The organism is Chryseobacterium sp. JV558 (assembly GCF_033712365.1).
Classification (GTDB): domain Bacteria; phylum Bacteroidota; class Bacteroidia; order Flavobacteriales; family Weeksellaceae; genus Chryseobacterium.
On record NZ_WJHU01000014.1, the window covers coordinates 1 to 20,554 of the forward strand.

Annotated in this window: 8 protein-coding genes; all 8 read right to left on the reverse strand. The window is 36.2% G+C overall.

From position 1 onward, the window contains the following. Window positions 1-3,139, reverse strand: a 3,139-nt coding sequence (locus GFU89_RS23020; protein ID WP_318849354.1) for an amino acid adenylation domain-containing protein, incomplete at its 3' end; no start/stop codon positions are given. Window positions 3,140-3,267: 128 nt separating this feature from the next. Then, window positions 3,268-9,954: a non-ribosomal peptide synthetase gene (locus GFU89_RS23025; RefSeq protein WP_318849355.1), complete on the reverse strand. Its 6,687-nt coding sequence runs from the start codon at window positions 9,952-9,954 to the stop codon at window positions 3,268-3,270. A 114-nt stretch (window positions 9,955-10,068) separates the two neighbouring features. Then, window positions 10,069-11,670, reverse strand: coding sequence for an MBL fold metallo-hydrolase (locus tag GFU89_RS23030; RefSeq protein WP_318849356.1), 1,602 nt, complete (start codon window positions 11,668-11,670; stop codon window positions 10,069-10,071). Window positions 11,671-11,766: 96 nt separating this feature from the next. Then, on the reverse strand, window positions 11,767-13,398 hold the full coding sequence (locus GFU89_RS23035) for an MBL fold metallo-hydrolase (RefSeq protein WP_318849357.1): 1,632 nt from the start codon (window positions 13,396-13,398) through the stop codon (window positions 11,767-11,769). A gap of 34 nt (window positions 13,399-13,432) precedes the next feature. Beyond that, window positions 13,433-14,875, reverse strand: a complete 1,443-nt coding sequence (locus GFU89_RS23040; RefSeq protein ID WP_318849358.1) for an NAD(P)/FAD-dependent oxidoreductase — start codon at window positions 14,873-14,875, stop codon at window positions 13,433-13,435. Window positions 14,876-14,894: 19 nt separating this feature from the next. Beyond that, a complete protein-coding gene (locus tag GFU89_RS23045; protein ID WP_318849359.1) occupies window positions 14,895-19,175 on the reverse strand; it encodes an amino acid adenylation domain-containing protein in 4,281 nt (1,426 codons plus the stop codon). Then, on the reverse strand, window positions 19,159-19,974 hold the full coding sequence (locus GFU89_RS23050) for a hypothetical protein (RefSeq protein ID WP_318849360.1): 816 nt from the start codon (window positions 19,972-19,974) through the stop codon (window positions 19,159-19,161). Before GFU89_RS23050 ends, GFU89_RS23045 begins: the two co-directional genes overlap by 17 nt. Before the next feature lie 348 nt (window positions 19,975-20,322). Next, window positions 20,323-20,554 (reverse strand): phosphopantetheine-binding protein (locus GFU89_RS23055; protein ID WP_318849361.1); only part of this gene is annotated, 232 nt, incomplete at its 5' end.

Here is a 20,554-nt window from a genome sequence, read left to right on the forward strand (position 1 = left end):
TAACCAGAATCTTCTCTGTAGAAGTTTGTGGAGATACATATTCCACACCTGTATCGATGCCCATATCTTCTGGCATGGGTAGTGCTTTTCTGTCTACCTTTCCGTTTGAGGTCAATGGAAGTTCAGCCAGTTGCATATAATATCCCGGGATCATATACGAAGGTAGACGTTCTGATAAATAAGATCGTAGATCACGAATGCTTAACGAAGATTCACTCACATAATACAAAATCAGTTCTTTGTTCTCAGATGAGCCTTCACTGGCATGAACCAAACAGTTGGTAATCAGGGGATGCTGGCTCATAACCTGTGCGATCTCTCCAAGCTCGATACGGTAACCACGGATCTTTACCTGGTCATCATTCCTGCCCATGAACTCTACATAACCCTGATAGTTCCACCTGCCCAAATCACCTGTCCTGTATAAACGTTCTCCTTCTTTGAAAGGATGGGGCACAAATTTATCGGATGTAAGTTCTGGACGGCTCAGGTAGCCCTGGGCCAAGCCGAAACCGCTAACACAGATCTCACCGGCAATGCCGTGAGGTAAAAGGTTTCGGTCATCATCCAATATAAACACTTCACTATTTGATATAGGCCGTCCAATTGGAATAGTATATAAATCTTCATTCACCGTTCCAACATTATAAAATGTAGAAAATGTAGTGTTTTCTGTAGGCCCATAAACATGAACCAACTGAACGGAAGGCCATTTTTCAATTGCTTTCCTTACATGCTGCAAAGAGACTTTCTCACCTCCGAAAAGAATATACTGGACCTTTGAAATCTTAAAGAGTTCAGAATCTACAAAAGAATTGAAGAAAGCAGTTGTGATAAAAAAGGCAGTTACATTGTGCTTTTCGATAATATCAGATAAGACTTTGAAATCGAACATTTCTTCTTTTGTAGGAACGACAAGTTGCAATCCATTCAATAAAGCATAGAAAATATCAAAAACAGATCCGTCGAAAGAAAATGTTGATAAACTTAAAAGCACATCCGACTTTTGTGACGGTAGATAGTTTGTCTCTGATATTAACCGGATAACCCCTTTATGCTCAACCATAACCCCTTTTGGATGACCTGTGGTACCTGAAGTATAAATTACATATGCCAAGTCGGTGTCTGACATTGATAATTCTAAACTATTGTTGTCATAGGCTTCCTGGCTGCTTGTAAAATCAGCATATAAAGCTGAATCGATAACTAAAATGCAGCCACTGTCTTCAACAATATAATCAATGCGATCCTGCGGATAATCCACATCGATAGGAACATAACCGCTCCCGGTTTTAAGAATAGCCAATATTGACACTATCATCTCCAAAGAGCGATCCATCCTGATCCCGCAAAGAACACCTTTCCCCAACGAATATCGCGAGAGCAGGTATCGGGAAAGCTGGTTGGATTTATCGTCAAGTTCTTTATAGGTCAGTTGATTGTCTTCGAAAATCAAAGCAATATGATTCGGTGTGGATTTAACCTGTTTTTCAAACAGACTGATAATACTCTCCTCTTGCGGATATACACTTTGTGTTATATTGTAATCTTTTAACTCCTGTTCTTCCACTGCTGACAACAATAACAAATCCTTGATTGGAATCTCAGGATCAGTAACGACGCAAGCCAATAAGATAGACATATGATCTGCCAAACGCTCTACTGTTTTTCGTTCATAGATTTCACTATCAAATTCAATGGACAACATATTTTCATGATCTGCCTCTTCAAAGTTAAAAATCAGGTCAAACTTACTAGAAGTCAGGCCCAGATCACTTTCATCATCAAAAGGAGAAATTTTTATATTGTTTGAATCATTTTTTTCAAAACCATAGTTTAAAACATTGTTCTGGTTTTGCAATGCCAATAAGACATTAAAAAAAGGATTGCCATATTTATAGCCCTGATAGTTTAAACCGCTTGCAATTTCCTCATGTGGAAATTGCTCATATTGAAAAGCTTCAAACGTTGTCTTTTTGACTTTCTTCAATAAACTTTTATAGCTATCCTCAGCGTTAAATTGTGTTCTGTAAGGGACGGTATTAACATAAAAGCCTATTTGATTTTCCAGTTCAAGGTAATTCCTTCCAGATATTGGACAACCGATAACAATGTCTGTTTCGGCTGTATATTTGAATAATAGAACTTTTGCAAGGGTTAAAAATCCCATAAATAACGTAGCTTGTTCGGTACCAACCAGTTCTTTTAATGCCGAAACAGCATTACGATCAAGCGCTTTACTGATGATTTCTCCTTCGTATTTTTTTATTTGGGGCCTTTTCTTGTCGGGTTGTATCGTTATTGGGTCTTGGCTACCCTCTAACTTTTTCAGCCAGTAATCTTTTTCAATTTTCGTTTCCCCATTTTCTATCCTAGATCTTTGCCAGACCGCATAATCCTTATATTGAATACGGTGTTTCGGGGTTGCTGTATATTGATTTGAAGAAATTTTATAATACAATTCAAAGATATCATTTACAATAACATTCATAGACCATCCATCACTAATGATGTGGTGCATTATGCAAATAAAAATGTATTTGTTCTCTGAGATCTTTAATAATTTAAACCGGATTAGGAGATTTTGGGCAAAGTCAAAATTTTCGGTTACGGCATTTTTTATGATTAATTGGTATGATTTTTCTGCATTAGCTTCTACAGAAAAATCAGTAAACATAAAAACATCTTCATTCCAATTTTCCTTTATCGCCTGCCGTGCTTCTCCATTTTTTTGCTCAAAAAAGACCGATCTCAGAACTTCATGTTGCCTAAGCAGTGCATCGATCGCTCTTTTTAGGACTGAGACATCAATTTCCCCTTCAATATTCAAAAGAATCGGTAGGTTGTATGCACCGATTCCTCCAAATTTCATGGCAGTCCATATTTGCTGTTGGCCCGGTGAAAGCGGATAATCTTCGCTTGGCGGCGATTTTGGAATCAAGAAAGAATCCTTGAGTTTGCCTTCTTTCAGGTATGTTATCAAATCTTCCTTATTTTCTTTAATAAGAACTATTAAATCATTGCTTACGGTTCCAACTTTTGCATCAATTTTTAAATTACCATCTAAAATAGAAATTTTAGCATCAATCTCATTTAAACTATTTATGATATCTCTAATTATTTCTTCAACAAGCTTCATTATGTTTTTTTATTAAGAATAAATAGTTTGGAAAGCCTTATTCGGCCTATCCTCTATTCACAAAGATATACTCTTTTGCTTTTACTGGGTGTTCACACAAGGTTCAAAAATCGGATTTGCTTTATCTATTATATTAAAAAGCTTTCCACATCGGTATTTTTATTTTCTTCGCTTTTCTGTTTCTTAGCCTCCACCTGATCGCTAATATGGTCTGACAAATGCTCAATGGTAGGAAACTGGAAAAATGTTTCAACAGAAAGTTTAATGCCATAAACAGCATAAATCCTTGTCAACACAATGGTCGCTTTCAGGCTATGCCCGCCAAGAGAAAAGAAATTGTCTCTAACCCCTATATTTTTCACATCCAGGATATTGCTCCACATTTTGACTAAATTTTCCTCGATATCATTACGGGCTGCCACATAGACAATGTCATTGGTCATTTTGATCCCTTTGTTTAACAAAAGTTCCCTTTTGTCAATTTTGCCTGTTGGAGTCAATGGCATCTTATCGATAACAACAAAAGTGTTGGGAATCATATATTCCGGCAATGATAATTTAAGGAATGTTCTGATATTTTCTATAGTAATGCCTTCTTCTGCCACTAAATATGCTGAAAGTGCATTCATCCCTGCTACATCTTTTTGCTCCAGGACAACTGCTTTATGTATACCGGGATGGCCATTTAAAGCAAGTTCGATTTCTTCAAGCTCGATCCGGAAGCCGTTTATTTTAACCTGGTGGTCTTTTCGCCCGAGGTATTCAATTTCTCCATTTGGCAACCACTTGGCCCTATCTCCTGTTTTATAAAACAATGTATTTTCTTCTAATGTATTCTCCAGGAAAACTTCGGAAGTGAGTTTTAATTCCGAATCGTAACCCAGCGCCAAATTGCTGCCTCCAATATACAATTCGCCCTCAACTCCTACCGGAACCAATTGCCCGTCATCATTTAAAATGTATATTTTACTATTATCTATAGGCTTTCCTATTGTTGATTTTAAAGGTACAGGCCCTTTGTTAAAACTATAGGATATTGCAGTTACTACATGCGTTTCGCTAGGCCCATAGAAGTTAAAAAGCACAATCTGTGGATTTTGTATCAGGAATTCCCTCAATTTTCCGGTAACATACATTTGCTCACCGGTAGAAATAATATTTTGTAGCGAATGGTCTCCAAAATCAATATCAATTTCATTAAATAGCGTGTTCAACACCGCATATGGCAAGCTCAGTATTTCAATTTTACAGTCAATTAAGTAGTCTTTTAACAGAACCAGATTGTCAATAATATCTTGCTTTATAATATGAAGCTCACCGCCAGTTGACAACGCAAAAAATACATCGTTCAAGGAAGCGTCGAAAGCATACGAATTGAACTGTAGGAATTTTTTGTGGTGCAGCAGTCCTGATCGCATGATTTCCCAGCTCATTAAATTATACAACGTTAAATGAGTTTGCCTTACACCTTTGGGGTTTCCTGTAGATCCTGAGGTATAAATAATGTATGATGCAGAATCATGTGTTATTTTTTTCTTAAGATCATGATTTTCAAACTTGCTTAAAGGCAATTCCTGGTCAATTCTGATGATTATTTCTGAATAGCTTGACAATTTAGGATCATCTGCAATAATCACTATCCGATCAGACTTTTTAAGGATGTAATCAATTCTGTGAATTGGCCACGCTTTGTCAACAGGTACGTATATGGCGCCTGCCTTTAGAACGGCAATCATACAAATTGCCGACCATTCTGATCTGTCAATATGAACAAAAACAGTTGTATTTTTATCTAATGAAAAAGTTTCAAGATAGCGAGCCAACTGATTTATTTTTTTGTTTAAATCGGTATAGGTATATTTTTTTTCGCCGCATACGAGCGCTGTTGCATAAGGCGTTTTTTGTACTTGCTCTTCAAATAAATCCACAATGGTTTTATCCGGATCGATCCATACATCAGTATCGTTAAAATCGATCAACAACTGGGTTGTTTCATTTTCAGCAAGACAATTCAACGCGTTTACTGGCACATCCGGCTGTATTATAACCTGCTCAATAATTTGGTTAAAATGTTTTATAAACCCAGTAATGGTTTCTTTGGTAAAGAGGTCACTATCATATTCAAGCATACAAAAGGTTTCGGATGCCGTTTCTCTGAAATCGAAATTAAGATCGAATTTGCTTACCGTGTGTTCCGCTTCTAGATAAGGAGATACTTTTAAGTTGGTAAAAGATTCCTGCCAGTAATCTACCTGATCGGTTTCTATATTGTGCAGCGTAACCATAATGTCGAACAGCGGCTGTCTGTTGTTTTGCCTTGTGATGTCAAGGTTCTTTATCAATTCGTCAAATGGATACACCTGATATTTGTAAGCATCAAGTGTGATCTGCTTAATCTTGCTTAACAACGATCGGAACGATTTGTCTTTTTCAAATTGTACTCTTAAAGGCAACGTATTCACATAAAAGCCCACTTGTTCTTCGAGGTCAACATGTTCTCTTCCTGCAATAGGAGTTCCATAAATAATATCTTCCTTATTGGTATACTTGTTTAATAAGACTGTAACGAGCCCCAAAAGCCCCATGAACAATGTAGCATCCTCATTTGCAAAAAGAGCTTTTAGCTTTTCTGTGATTTGCTTCGAAATCGTAAAACTGATGCCGCCTCCTTTAAAAGATTTCATCACCCCCCTTTCTGTATCGAGTGTCATTTCGAGCAGCGGTATATCGCCCGAAAACTGTCTGATCCAGTAGTCTCTGGCCTCAGAATAACTTTCTTTGTTCATTTGCTCCATCTGCCAATACACAAAATCCTTATAATGAATCCGGAGCGGTTCAACTGCCGGTTTTTGGCCATTTCTATAAGCATTGTAAAATTGCGAAAGCTCTTTGATGATGATTGGAATCGACCAGCCATCAGCAATAACATGATGTATTACAAATACGAAGATAAAATTTGCCGGGGCATACTGGATCACAGTTGCATTGATGAGCGGCCCGTTTTCAAGATCAAATTCGTATTCAGATTCAGCCTGAACCAATAATTTTATTTGTTCATCGGCATCAGCCACCTGAGAAAAGTCTAAATATTTAAAGTTATCCTTTACATCTTTTGTTTGAAATACCCATTGCTTTACTTCACCCAGATCGTTTTGCCTGAAGACCGTTCTTAGGACTTCATGTCTTTCTACCAGGCTTTGATATGCTCTTTTTAACGCATCAATATCCAATGCGCCTTCAAATTCATATTTCCCACAGATATTATATGCTTTATTTCCTCCTTCAAACTGGCTTAAGATCCACAATCTTCGTTGTGAGGCAGACAAACTGTAATATTCTGCTTTCTGGATCGGCTTGATGCCGATATAAGTTGATGCCATCGCCTCTTCAATGAGACTGACCTGCTCTTTGAGCAATGTACTGGTAAACAAATCCCTTAAATCTAACTTTATGTCGAATTCTTTGTATACGTGGTTTACGAGTTTCGTCGCTTTTAAGCTGTGCCCTCCATTTTCAAAAAAGTTGTCGTTGCGACCTACTTTTTCCAAGCCGAGGATTTCTTTCCATATTTTGGCTAGTTTGAACTCATTTTCAGTGGTCAGTTTATCTTCATCTTTTTCTACATAATCAAGTGACTCATAAAAGTCTACTAGTTTTTTTTTGTCTACTTTACCATTTTTATTAAGTGGCATTTTATCTATCTGCACAAAATGAGCCGGGATCATATAAGAAGGCAGATGATTGCCGAGATCACTTTTAAGCTTTTGTATATCCAGCTTTTCTTCTCCAATTACATAAGCATATAACTCGATATCATCTTCCAGTAAAGGGTTCGGCTGCGCCAATACAAGTACTTCCGATATAGATTTATAGTTTAAGATTGTTTTTTCAATTTCAGATATTTCAATACGAAATCCTCTAATTTTTACCTGGCTGTCGTTACGGCCAATGAATTCAATGTCGCCCTGTGGTGTCCATCTTACAAGATCTCCTGTCTTATAAATTTTTTCATTTGCAACCAGAGGATTTGCTATAAATTTTGCAGCCGTCAAATCTAGATCGTTTAAATAACCAATGCTTAATCCATCACCGGCCAGGCAAAGTTCCCCAGGTACGCCAACCGGGCGAAGTTTTCCTTGCCCATTGAGCACATAACAGCGGGTATTCGATATTGCTTTTCCGATTGGAATCGTAGATTGATTTTCGGTCAACTTATCAATCTCATAAAAAGTAGAAAAAGTAGTATTTTCGGTTGGTCCGTATACGTGCAGCAACCGCACTTTCGGATATATTTTCTTAAATTTATCAACATGTCTAACGGAAACCTTTTCACCACCAAACAATATACAGTTTACGCTGTAAATTCCAGGCAGGTTGTGTTCTACCATTTCATTGAATAATGCTGTCGTTACAAAGAAAACGGTTACTTTTTCCTTTTTGATGATGCCATCGATCTCTATTAAATCAGACAAGGATTGCTGTATAGGAATGACAAGTTTCGCGCCATTGAGCAAGGATCCGAAAATATCAAATATTGAGCCGTCAAAAGAAAAATTAGAGAAACTAAGTAATGCATCAGCAGGTTTTATTGAAATATAGTTTGTCTCTTTCACTAGTTTAATGACACTTTGATGCTGAATTACCACACCTTTAGGTACACCAGTTGTTCCTGAGGTGTGAATGATATAAGCTACGTCATTTGACTGCATATCAATTCCTAGATTTTCAACTGGTTGTACAGATAGGTCATATCTTTTTGGATGGCTTTCATTTGCATGTTTGAATTCATAAACATCTGAACTACATAGTGCTGAATCATTGACAACCAATATTTTTAAATTGTCGATCGATGTAAATTGAGCTATTTTTTCAAGATAACTATCTTCACTGATCAGAAACCCAAGTTTACTATTTTCGATGATCAGTCTTAAACGGTCATTTGGCGCTTCGCCTTCCAACGGCACATATGCAGCTCCTGCTTTTAATATAGCCAGTACCGTTATGATATACTCCGCACTTCTACTTTTGAGAATGCCAATAGTGTCACCTTTCTGAATTTTAAATTCAGACCGGAATAAATGAGCCAGCCTATTTGCCCTTTCGTTAAGACCTTCATAAGTAATATGATCATTTTCGAAAGAGATGGCTATATTTTGCGCATTATTCAATACAGTTTCTTCAAACAAGGAAATAATCGACTGGTCTTTTGGGTAGATTCTGATTGTATTATTGAATTGATGTAACAGCTTATCGCGCTCACTCCCAGTAACAAGATCGAGCAAGTCAACAGCAATATCTGGATTGTCGATTGTTGAGGCCGCCACCTGGATAAAATGATCCATCATACGCTCAACCGTAGAATTGTGGTAGATATCACTATTGTATTGAAGAGTAGAATGGATTTCTCCCCCAATTTCAACAAAATCAAATAATAAATCAAATTTACTGGTTAGATTTTTAGCACTGTTCTGCATCTTCACCTCTAGCCCGTTTGACAATTCAACCTGGTTGTTGAAACTTACCAAATCATTATTTTGTAAGGCGATCATGATATTAAACAGTGGATGGCCGCTAATATCTATTGGGATCTTTAAATCATCAACGATTTTATCAAATGGATAAGATTGATAATCATAGGCTTCAGTAGTAACTCTTGCAATGTTCTTTAAAAGTTGCCTGAAAGTATCTTTGCCTGCAAAACGTGTTCGGATAGGTAATGTATTTACATAAAAACCGATCTGGCTTTCCAAGTCAATATGCTCTCTTCCTGCAACCGGGCATCCGATGATAATATCGGTTTGATTTGTATAATGATAAAGCAATGTCTTTGTTATTGACAAAAGCCCCATGTATAGGGTTACGCCCTCATTATTGACCAGTTTCTTGAGCTTCTTTGTATAATCTTTGTTGATTCTCCTTGTAATGAGGCCTCCATTGTAGGTTTTAATCTTCGGACGCAATTTGTCACCCTGTACGGTAAATGAAGAGAGGTTCCCTTCCAACTGATTTAGCCAATAGCTTTTATAATCGTCAAATTTCTCTTCTTTAAATTTATTTTCCTGCCATACGGAGTAGTCTTTATATTGGATTCTGAGGTTTGGAAAATCATATTCATCACTGGTGACCAATGAGTTATACTTATGTATAAGATCCCTCATTATAATGGTTCTTGACCAGCCATCACATATGATATGGTGCATCAGGTATATAAACACATACTGATTGTTTGCTCTTTTTATTAATGCTCCTTCTATTAGCGGACCATACTCAAGATTAAATATTTTCTCATTATTATCCTTTGCATATTTTTCGAGTTCAGATTCAGGATTAGATGCACTTGTAAAATCTTTAACCTGTATATCAAAAAAGTAATCTTCTCCTTTCAGAATGTATTGAAATACTTCACCCGATTCGCTTCCTCTGAAAACAGTCCGCAATACTTCATGCCTTTCGATCAACCACCTGAATGACTCTTTGAAAGCGGCAATATCCAGCTCGCCGTTGAGCTCATAGATGTCCTGAGCATTGTATGCTTTATTTCCCTCAGACAACTGCGATAGTGTCCATAATCTTTTTTGTCCGTAAGACAGCGGATAATAAGCCCTTTCACCAACATTTTCAATTTGCAGAAAATCATTTTTCTCAATAAACAACAACCTGAGGTAATCAACGATCTCACTTTTTCTGCTTGCTATATATTGAAGGGTTTCATCTGAGATTTTCTCATCTAAAGATTCGACTTCTATATTGTCTTCATTTAGCTTCAGATAAATGTGCTGTTCTTTCAGGTTTCTTACGTAATCTCTTATTTTCATATTGATTTACTAATGCTGGTTGTTTAATGGCTTTAAAAATTTTGATCGGGTCGATTCAATTTTAACTGATAGTTTCTAATTTTGTAACTTTAGAAAAGAAATTAGTCCGTACAATTAATAATGCAGAGTTTTTTCTCCATACAATCTTTCGGCATTGATACTTAAATTTTTACATTCTTCTATCAGTTTCGATGATTCGATGATCGGTTTGGATTCATCGGTATATTTTATAGAGCTGATGTATTCGAGCCAGGGTTCCATTCCCATGGCATAAACAAATACATCTTTTGGCTTGAATCGTTTCACGAGATCCATTCCTCTTTCGCAGTTGCTCCCTGCCAATCTTCTTGACTGGTCTTTCTCCTTTTCCAGTCTTTCAGGTAATAACGGACCATATAACCATGACATTGGTGCCCCATCACATTCCATACCCAGAAATAATACATCGGCACTTCCAACTATTGCCTCTACATGTTCGTAGATTTTAGGTTCTATGTTGCAGGAGTCAGCAACAAAAAGGATCTTCAGACTGTCTTTCAAAGTAACATGATAGCAGAGTTTACTCCGCACATCTAAATCGCCATGTTCTCCTAGAAAAGGCAATGCTTGTATCTTACAACCTTCGATCACGATACTATCCATATCATTCAGTTGAAAGACGCTCTTAAAGCCAACGCTCTCCAGGTTGAATTTCAATGACGGATCTTGTAAATCACCCATGCTAGAACTCGGAACTATAATATTTTTTATTTTATGCCTCAGTCTTAAAAGGGTTTCATAGATCACATGATCCTGGTGATTGTGTGTAATCAGGACAAAATCTATGGTATCGGGCAGATCGGTATAGGTATATCTCGGCAAATCAGTATCATATTCGTAACTGATCACCGGATCTACTAAAACGGTTACATCTTTAGACTCGATCAAAATGCATGCATGCCCAAAATATCTGGTCCGGATCCCTTCACCGGTGTATCGCTCGTATTTTTTTGGTGCTTCGGATGTAAAGAAATCTTTAAATAGCGGTTCCTGGTCTTCGTTTATTTTCAATAATTGCTTGATTTCGTTATAGCTGTTGGGCTCATTTTCCATTTTGTACAAATGGTCTAGAACCATGTCGTCAAAAGCGATATTGAGGTGCAGAATGTGTGCGTCATCAAGTCTTGGCGTACTCAAAACAAAAGACCTTGAATCATCAGAATTCACCAGCTGGAAGGCCATGCTTTGTGATGATTTATTAAAAAAAACTGAATGATATAATAGTTTTTCAAAAAATCGAAAGGAGGCCCTATTGTTTATATCATAAACCAGTTCGACATATCCTTTTAACAATTCTGGAACTTCAGCATAGAGGCTTTCTAAAGAAAACCCTTTTCCTTTTTGGATTAATAATGCATTCAATTCGATAATTGCATCAGCAAGTGCAAGTGATTGACTTTGTGCAGCCAGCGTTTTTTCCTTTAATTCGAGAATATCACCAGTTCTTTCTTTAGGATAATCTATAAAAGGCCCGCCTCGCATAGCTGGTGTTGCCACAGCAATTTCATGGACTTTTGCATTTTTAATGAAAGAATCCATGATTTTCAGATGCCTTTCCTTTATGTTTAAAGCTGCAGTTACTGGTGATATCAGATGTGTCCAAGCATACCATCTGTCGTATAGTGGCTCAGCAATGAAATTGGGTTTTAAGTAGACCTGGTCATTAGTTTCACTCATAATATAATTGTTGTTTGTTACCCTCTTTTGCTATTTTTTTATTTTATATCAAAATGCCAAGGTTCGGACACCTTAGCATGATGAATGATTTATTTATTAAATAAATACTTCGCTAGTATCGTTTTTGTCATATTTTAACATCTTTTCTCCATACAATCTTTCGGCATTTAAACCAATTTCCCTACACTTCTCTATAAGCCTATTCGATTCTTTGATTGGTCTAGATTCATCTGTATATTTTACTGAGCTGATATATTCCAACCAAGGCTCCATACCCATTGCATATACAAAAATTTCTGTCGGATTGAAGCTTTTGACCATCTTGAACGCTTGTTCATAATCACTGCCAGCCAAACGCCTAGATTGATCTTTTTCTTTTTCAAGTGTCTTTGGCATAAAAGATCCATATACCCAAGAAAGTGGTGCACCATCACATTCCATTCCCAGAAAAAGAATGTCGATATCGCCAATGATATCATGAACGATATCATACGTTTCAGGCTGAATGTTACAGGAATCCGAGGCAAGAACTACTTTCAGATCATTTTCAAACCTAACATGGAAACATATTTTGCTTTGGATGTCTAAATCGGCATGTTCTCCGTAGAACGGCAATCCGGTGATTGCACATTTATCCAATTCTATCGTTTCGAGTTCAGACAATTCAGCAACATTATCGAATCCAATGGCATTCAGCATAATTTTAAGGCTCGGATCCTGTACGTTACCTAATCCACATCTGGGAACAATTACCTTTTTCACTTTGTGGCGTAACTGAATGAGCGTTTCAATATTTACATGGTCTTGATGATTGTGCGTAATAAGCAAATAATCAATTTCTTGCGGTAAATCATTATAAGTATACCTGCTGATATTGGTATCATATTCATAGCTTATCACCGGGTCAACCAAAATATTAAGCTCTTTAGTTTCTAATAGGATCGAGGCATGTCCAAAATATCTTACCCGGATTCCCGATTCATCATACTCATGATATTTTTCCGGAGGTGTCTCGCTAAAAAACGACCTGAATAATTCATCATCGCTTTCTGAAATTTGCAGAAGAGTTTTGATTCTACTGTAGGAATCAGGTATGCGGATCATTCTAAATAATTCATCCAAAATTTGGCTTTTAAATGGAATATCAAGCTTAATTTTATCAGGTCTGTTCAGCCTTGGCGTGCTCAGAACAAATGGCCTGGAATCATCAGAATCAATTAATTGGAGTAAAATACTCTGATTGGACTCTTTGTAGTACTTTTTATATAAAAGCAATTCGTAAACCCTGAACGATGCGCGGTTGTTTAAATCATATACTAACTCTACATATCCTTTTAGTTTTTCAGGGATATCTCTGTACAGTTCGATCAGCGAGCCACCTTTTGCCTTTTTCTCAAGCATTTCGTTAAGTTCGAAGAAAGCATCTGCCAGTTCAATCAGGTCTTTATTGTCACTGAATGTTTTTTCCAGCAGTACTTTAACTTCAGTAACCTGTTCATTCTTAAAATTAACAAATGGCCCGCCCCTTAAGGCAGGATTTTTAACTGCAGACATATGAAGCTTTGGATCTTCAATATAAGATTCCATGATTTTCACATGTCTTTCTTTTATATTCAATCCGCTTGATAAGGGAGACAGCAGATGGGAATTTGCATACCACTGATTAAAAAGCGCTTCTGATACGATATTTGATTTAAGGTAAACTAAATCGTTTTTTGATTCTGTCATAAAATATTTCAATTAAAAATCTATTCTCATCGTTTTAAACCCGTGACAATTGAACTCCACCCTCTGTCGAAATGTAAAACCCTTCGATAGCTTCCTCTTTGTCGAAAGCGAAGTAGCCTTCTATTTTTTGTGCAAAAAAACCTCCGTCAGGATCAGAGACAACAGTATCTGATTCTTTATTTTCCTGCGTATTTGCAAATATTTTCGCGTTTTCGGTTTTTTGTTTCACTTTTTTCAGCATTTCCTGATAGACAACATTATCAACTTTAGACTCAACATCGTTTAAATCTTCTAATCCAGCGATGAGGCTCGTAAACGCATATTTGATATCGTGCTGGTCTATATTTGAATTAATCATTTTTTTTGCTTTCCAGAACTGTGATTCCATTCCTTCATATTGATTGTAGAAACTAGATACAAATACCATCATTCTTAGATAGGCTTTTTTATAGCATTTCTGATAGTAACTCATACCTTCAGCCTCTGTTGCTTCTCCTTTAAGGATACTGGTTAACGATGCAGCACACATCAAAGCGCTGAACATTCCTAAATGCACGCCACTTGATAGCAATGGATCAATGAAACAAGCCGCGTCGCCACAAATAAAGTAGCCTGGCCCGCAAAAATCCTTTGCCGAATATGAATAATCCTGCTCTACTTTTACCTCACCGCAAAAAGTCCCGTTTTTAGTAATTTCGCCTGTAAAAGAATCCTCTTTGATTCTTTTCATGTAAAATTCCTTTAATTCCAGACTATTTCTCTTAAACTCATCCTTGTGGAGCACAATGCCAATACTCATTGTTCTTTCTTTAACAGGAATAGACCAAAACCATCCTTTAGAAGTGGCGGTTGTGGCGATAGCACCTTTTGGGAAATTGTCAGGAACATCTACATTTTCCCAATAGCCCCAGGCAGCAACATTTTGAAAATCTTCATGTATTTTCCTGTCCTTATTGTGTTTGGTTGCAATAATCCCACTTCTGCCGGAGGCATCAATTAGGTAATCAAAGCTAATTTCCCCTTTTTTACTGCTATCTTTAGAGTTTTGCCATATCAATGACGTAGCACGTTCATTGGTAAATTTTACTTTTTCCACAATAATTCCCTGAACCACATTTACACCAACACTGCTCGAATGATCAAGAAGCAAGTGGTCAAATTCTGCACGCCTTACCTGGAAACTGTATGTTTTATTTTCGCCAAGTGCATTAAAATCAACAGTCCAGTTATCTTTCCCCCATTTTACATAGGCACCTTCTTTCTTTACAAATCCATAATTTTCTACCTTTTCGCGAACGCCAAGCAAATCAAATATCTTTAATGCGGAAGGCAACAGCGATTCTCCAATATGGTATCTGGGAAAAATTTCTTTCTCCAATAAGGTAACATTAAAACCATGCTTTGATAAAAGCGTTGCAACTGATGAGCCCGCCGGTCCTCCTCCAATAACCAGGATTTGTGAATGTTCGGGTACCATATTTGATGAATTCATAATTTTAGATTGTTTTTTTATCCGTTATTTTCTTTTCTTTTTCAATTAAGTTTGAAAGGAACTCGATGGTCGGGTTTTTAAAGAACTCTGACAAATCTATTTCTATTCCCTGTTGCTCATGGATTTTACTCACAACCCTCATCGCGCTAAGGCTGTTTCCTCCAATGTTAAAGAAATTGTCTCTCATACTAATTCTTGCCTCTTCTAAATTCAGTATATATTTCCATATTTTAATGAGGTCGCGGTCCAGTTCAGTCGATGGTGGAAAGTATACTGTTTCCATTTCTAATACCGAATCGTTTTCAGCTAGCTTTTTCCTGTCAATTTTTCCGTTTATCAACGGAAACTCTTTTATTTCCTTAAAGTACATTGGGATCATGTAAAACGGCAAACGTTCTGCGAGGTGTCCTTTCAAATGATTCTGAAAAGCATTTAGACCATATAAATGGCCACGGTCTAAAAGGGTATTTTCCTGGGAAAAAGCATTTACCGCTTTAGGTTTCCGAGCAAATATATTATACATATTGGTACTTGAGAGATAGGAACATTGCTCGGTTACTATATCAAATCCAAATGCCTTCAGCCTGCCTACAATGATATTCAGCCTTCCTTCGACATCATGGACTTCGATAATAACTTGCTGAATGATTGCCCAGTCTGTGTCATTAATTCCGTTAATAACATCCAATTCGGCTTGCTCGACGTCTATTTTTAATAAATCTATTTTGCTTATTTTATTGTCTTTAATGACTTGGGAAATTGTCTTTAACTGGCATTCTAATTCCTCAAAGACCAAACGTTCTTCGATAAGCGCATTTAACGTAAGCTCATTAATTTCTTCTTTATTGAATTCTGTGGCGCTTAATACAAAATCTTTTACGGTCTGTTTGCCTAAATCTTTATCAATATAACGGCTTGACATTGCTGTTATATGTGGATAATATAAGAACTTAGCCATTTCTTCCTTATCGGAAAGACCGAAATTAAATACTTTGATATTCCCTTTGTAGAGTGATGCATTTTGCTTGAGGTGCTTAAAAGTTGCCGGCAGTGGCTCAAAAGCATAAATATCAAGATCTTTAGCAATCGAATTTATATGAATTGAAAACAAACCAATATTTGCCCCAACATCAAGAACACAACCACCATCAGGGACGTGAATCCCGTTTTTCAAATACGCATTGTCTTCTACAACTTCATGGTATATGATTTTCAGTTCCGATTCGGTGTTTGCAAAAAGCGTAAAGCCGTTTGGAAGTTCAAATAAATTAATTTCATCAGCTCTTTTTTCTTTTTTGAAATCTATGATTTTTCCTATCGTATATCCGGCCTCTTCATTGGGAATATAATAAGCAACGAGCTCTTTCTCTCCATTTTTGTTCATCCGATCCAAGACGACGGATTTTTCAATAACTTCATAACTATCGAGCGTGCTTTCGATTTCCCCCAATTCTACACGATAACCTCTTATTTTTATTTGGCTGTCTTTTCTTCCTTTATATACAATTGTTCCATCAGGCAACCAGATACCTAAATCTCCAGTTTTATAAATTTTACCATTGTCTTCAAAAGGATTAGTGGTAAATTTTTCAGAAGTAAGTTCTGGGTTATTCAGATATCCTTTGGCAAGCCCATTTCCCCAGATACAGATTTCGCCCTGCACTCCCTGAGGCAAGAGTTGCATATTTTCATCTAATATTGCTATTTTCTTATTTGCAGAAGGCTTTCCGATAGGGATAAGACCATTGCTTAGTAAATCGGCATCTGCGATCTGATAAAGCGTGGTATTAACTGTCGCTTCTGTAGGTCCGTATGCATTGTAAAAGATCTTTCCTTTATCGTGATAGTACTTAACTGTTTCAAAATCGATGGTTTCTCCAGCCGACACAATTATCTTTACACCTGGCAATTCATCTTTTGATAAAAATCTCAGAAATGAAGGTGTAAATGACGCTATCGTAACGTTTTTATCTAACATGAATCTTGCGAACAAATCTTTATCTCCCAACACTTTATCATTTGGCAATACTAATGTCGCCCCAGAGAGCAAGGTCATAAAAATATCAAGCACAGAGCCATCAAAAGAGAAAGGGATAAACTGCAAAACATTGTCTTCAACACGGATTGGTAATCTGTCTCTGTGATCAAAAGAAATATTCACCAACCCCTCATGTCCAACCATGACACCTTTCGGATGACCGGTTGAGCCTGAAGTGTAAATGATGTAGGCCAAAGCTGTTATTTCGGGTCTTGGAAATTTATTTGATGGCGGCAGTTTCGATATCATTTCAATATCAATTGTTACCGTATGGATATCATTGCCGCTTTTAGTGATCTTTGAGAATCTTTCATGGTTCTTTTGATCTGTACACATCAATTTTACAGCAGAATCTTCAATAATATAATTGATCCGTTCGGTGGCATCATTCGGGTTGAGCGGTACGTACACCAGATTTGCTTTGAGTATACCTATAATCAGCACAATGGCTTCCACAGACTTATCCATAAAAACTCCTACCTTATCCTCTTGTTTCAATTGAAGTATTTCTATAAAATATCTCGCTATAGCTTCACTTGCCGCATCGAGTTCCTGATAGGTCATTTCCTGAGTTTCATCGCGAACAGCAATGTGATCCGGAAATTTATTTACAACATCATCCAGAACTGTTAAAGTATTTTGATCTGGAAAGTCAACTGTAGTTTCATTAAAAAATTCTAAAATGTTTTTACGCTCTACGTTGCTTAAAAAATCCAGTTTGACAAATTCTTTATCTGGATCGGACAATGCTGAGTGAAGCAATTCTTTCATATGAATTAAAAAGCGCTCTATCGTTTCTCTATTGAAAACATCTGCATTATATTCAATGACGATGAGTATTTCATCGCCTTCTTCTGCAAAACTGAAAGAAAGATCGTATCTACTGATTACAACGTCAATGTCTTTGTTTTCCTTTACTGATAAATTATCCAGAAAATCATTTGAATCTAGTTCGCTTTTGTTTTTAAGGGCCACTGTGATATCAAACAAAGGATTTTTGCTTATATTCCTTTGAGGCTTTAAAATATCGATCAGCTCATCAAAAGGATAAACTTGATTTTGATAAGACTCCAATGTCTTATTTTTTACCATACATAGTAAATCTTTGAAACTTTCTTTTCCTGTGATTTTTGTCCGTATGGCTAATAAATTAACATATAACCCGATCTGATCTTCAAGGTCATGGTGCTCTCGTCCAGCAACCGGAATCCCGATGATCAGGTCCTTTTGGTTATCATATCTGAAAAACAGCATTTTAACGAGCGAAAGTAACCCAACAAATAGCGTTGCACCCAATTCTTTCGTAATGGTTTTTATCTTTAAAGATTGCTCTTTATCAAAGCGTGAAGTCACTTTACCGCCTTTTCCGGTTCTTAAGGGTGGATGTTGAAAATCGAAAGGAAGGTTTAAAACAGGTAGTTCTCCTGACAATTGATTCAGCCAATACTCTTTACTTTCATTCAAGCCATTGTTTTCCTTAAGAGAATATTGCCATTGTGCATAATCTTTATACTGGATTCGCAACGGACTGTTTTTTGAAGGTTTTCCTAAAGTATAATCGCTATAGTGTTGTAAAATTTCTCTTATGATAATATCCTGTGACCAGCCATCACTGATAATGTGATGCATTACAAAAGACAGGATATAATCATCACTTCCTGTTTTTAATAATTTTACCTGAAGAAGTGGTGCTTTGGTCAAATCAAATGTAACATCTACACTTTCATGTAAAAACTGCTTTATCTTTTCTTCTTTGTTCTGTTCCTCTGTAAAATCATAGAAATTTATCTGATACAATGTCTCCTTAAAAGGCAATATATTCTGCCTTATTTCTCCCTTACTGTTTTTTATGAAAATAGTCCTTAATATCTCATGTTTTTTTATCAACATGTTTAAAGAATCTTGTAACGCTTCCCTTTTCAAATCACCTTTGAAACTAAAAATGGTAGAAAGGTTATAGAAAGTACCCTTCACCTCGTGTAGCTTGCTTAAAAGCCACACTCTTTTTTGGCTTGAAGAGAGTACATAACCTTCATCCAAATCAGATGCGACTACGGGAATATCTTTGATAAGATATTCCTTAGATTTGGCCATATTCAGATAATCCAGTAATAATTGTTTGTTGAGACGAATTTTATTGACAATATCCGGAGTCAGTTTTTCCTTTGGCCCTTCTATTTTCAATTGCTCGCCTTGGGACTTGATTGTAATTTTTAATTCTATTAACTCATCAATTATTTCTTTCATTCTTATATGGCTTTTTAATCAGTAGTTGGGTCAATTCATTTTCTATTTCAGAGATACAATTAAATAATTGTTCAAATGAATCTATCACAAAATATTCTTTTTGCAGTTTAAGGTTTTCATAATCTGTTCTCATAACCTTGCCAATATCAAAAGAATGAATCCGGACTTGTTGGCTTTTCAGGTTAAATATTTCTGAATATGATGATAGGATTGCACCTCCATAAGGTTTAAATCCGTTTTCGGTTTTTATAAGCCCAGTCTCCAGAGTAAACCAGTACAGCCTCCCCAGATATGTCAGTGCCTCTTCATTATCTAAGTATTTTATTGAAATTTCACCATATCGCTGAATAAAGTCACTAAAACTTTTGTTTGTAAGTAAAGGCACATGCCCGAAAACATCGTGAAATATATCCGGAAGCCTACTGAACTCTATTTCCTCGGGCAATCGTACATGAACAGTTATGGGAAATACTTTTTCATTTAATAATTTGAAAAACAAATCATTAGAAAGCAAACCTGCAACTCCTAATAAACTCCAGCCACAAATATCTTTAAGCTTGATACTCAGTTTTTTAATATCAACAATCTTGTTTAAATCACTTCTTAGAAAATTGAGTCCAGACTGGTATTCTACACAAGAATTTTCATAAATGATGTCATTTTGCATGTTATATAAAGTAAGCCATGTTTCAAAATCTTCCTTTTTATAACTTAAATAATCTTGAGAGCACGCAATCTGAGTTTGATTCCAATTAGAATCCTCCTGAAAATCAGAATTTGTTTTACTATTTTTATCCATATGTGCTATTAAATGATAAATGATAGGCAAAAAATATTTTTACCATTAATTTTTTTTGAAGCGCCAAAACAGAAACTATGGGAAATTTCAAGTATTCTACTGATTAAGTGCCTTTTGGGATTCTTATTTTATTCCAAAATTACAGCGTTAAACATAAAATGTCTTAGCTTTAATCAAATTGTATTCTTAAATTATAGCCCTGCCTGCGTTTCTACGTCCTTATTGTATGGGGTGTTAAAAAAATACTACGCCCACATTGTTAAATTACTATAATTTATCAACCACTAGGAACTATTATTCCCAAAGATATGATTTTTTGAGCTATTTAAAAAAAAAAAATTAAGCTGACTACAATTCGATTTCTATATTAATATCATCTTTTGAAACTTCACTGTTCAACCATTGTTTTCTGTTGATTTCTTTAGCCATTCCTTCAATCGTTGGCAGGTTATAAAGTTCAGAAATATTCAGATTAACTTTAAAAGCAGTTCTTGCTTTTGCTAAAATTGCAGTTGCTTTTAGGCTATGACCACCTAAATCGAAGAAGTTATCATAAACACCTATACTATCTACATCACGG